Source organism: Paenibacillus sp. AR247, from assembly GCF_002968895.1.
GTDB lineage: Bacteria > Bacillota > Bacilli > Paenibacillales > Paenibacillaceae > Paenibacillus_AQ > Paenibacillus_AQ favisporus.
Window position 1 is genome coordinate 191469 of sequence record NZ_PCZT01000018.1, and the last position, 1627, is coordinate 193095.

The following is a 1627-nucleotide window of genomic DNA, read 5'->3' on the forward strand; positions in this document are numbered from 1 at the left end:
GGACACCGACTGCCGGCGGGTGACCGGTCCCCAGCGGTAGGTGTCCCACTCGCTGGTAAAGGTCAAGTGGACACCGACGTCCACGTCCGGGCGCGCGGCCGCCCATTGGGCAGCCTCTTTGGCCCACGGGCACGGCATCATGATCGTTGCCGAGGAAATGGCCCCTTCGGCAAGCAGCAGCTGGATGCCCGCGTTGGCCGAGTGGCACATGCCATAGTCATCCGCATTGATGATCAGCAGCCGCGCATCCGGCGGGAAGCCCAAAGCTTGAGCGAGGTTCAAGGGACGTCGCCTCCTAATTGAATAACGTATTTCCATGCAGGGAGAGGATCATTATCGAACGAAGAGGGAACCGGTGGTTCCAGTTTAGGAGAATCAAGGTCGAGGGATTCGAATCACAATAAATAACAACGAAGAAAAGAATAGAAACTGTGAAATTTTAACCGCCAGTTTCATTTCTTCACCTAAGTCTGCTAATCCAAATAAAATATGAACTACGGACACCAAACCGGTAATGATTAATATAATCCATGCGAGTAAATACACGATTTCCCCTCTTTTTATATGATGTGAACAATGGCTCATGGGCGACGAATCCTGTAGATCACGCACGCCATTAAGCATTTTGGCAAAGGCGTTAAAACACTTATATTATCAATGATGTATTTTTATTTGCAAATATATGTAATATTATACGAATGGCAAGATTAAGCTCGGCAACGAAAGAATTATCCTTTGAATTATCGAAACTTCAGAAACGAAACAGACCCTTTGCGGTACTCCCGCAAAGGGTCTATTTCATCTTGCTATTTCTATCCGTTTGTTTTTATCGGCTTATGATCATCGGCTGTTCTTATTTGACTCATTCCCCCAGGCCTTTGCCCATGCCTTTCAGAAACCGCAACCCGAAGCCGATCGCCCGGTTCACGTCAGGATCCTTCAGCGCATTCATGAGGGAGAAGACTGTCACTTTTTTATCCTGCGGCTGATTGGCCTCCTCCAGGCCCTTGGCCACACTGCCGAGCAACTTCGCTGTCTGCTCCGGATCGATAGCGGCGAGGGCGCCGGCGGCGGCCATGCCGTTGTTGATCATGTTTGTCACTTCCGGCCGGGTGGCCTGGCCCAGGACGATTTCGGCCACTTTGGCTTTGGCCTTCAGCAGCGACTCAGCCGCTTCCAGAATGCCGCTGTCGTGCAGCTCGCTGAGCACCCCGATGGCTTTTTCTAGCGCCTGCTCATGCTCGGCGATAGAATCCGTCAGCTGCTCCAGCGACTGCTGCTTCAGCTCTTCTTCCGTCAGCTCGCGTTTTTTGATGTATGAAATCGGTTGTGCCATATAGATTCCACCTTTCCTTTAATCGACGAGCGATACATAATCCGGCCGGCTCCATTTCCGGTGCACCTCGACGCCTTCCTGCGGATAGCGCTTCTTGTTGCGCGGATTGGTCAGCGGCAGCGGATTGGTACCCTTCACGTTCAGAATCTGCATCCGCACGCGCGTCTGCTTATAGGCCGGCGTGTGCGTGCGCACATCGACCGCATTGCCGGTGAGCAGGTTGACCGCGTTTTCGNGGCTGACCGAGTGCATCGGCACGTACAGCTCGTTGCGGTGGACGCGGTCGGTAAT

General features: G+C 52.7%; 3 protein-coding genes. All 3 read right to left on the reverse strand.

The window, feature by feature from the left end:
* A partial coding sequence (locus CPT76_RS37840; RefSeq protein ID WP_181153060.1) for a ChbG/HpnK family deacetylase occupies positions 1-282 on the reverse strand: 282 nt, incomplete at its 3' end.
* A 580-nt stretch (positions 283-862) separates the two neighbouring features.
* A complete protein-coding gene (locus tag CPT76_RS26665) occupies positions 863-1336 on the reverse strand; it encodes a helical membrane plugin domain-containing protein (protein ID WP_105445051.1) in 474 nt (157 codons plus the stop codon).
* Between the two features lie 18 nt (positions 1337-1354).
* Positions 1355-1627, reverse strand: a 273-nt coding sequence (locus tag CPT76_RS40580; protein ID WP_258168825.1) for a hypothetical protein, incomplete at its 5' end; no start/stop codon positions are given.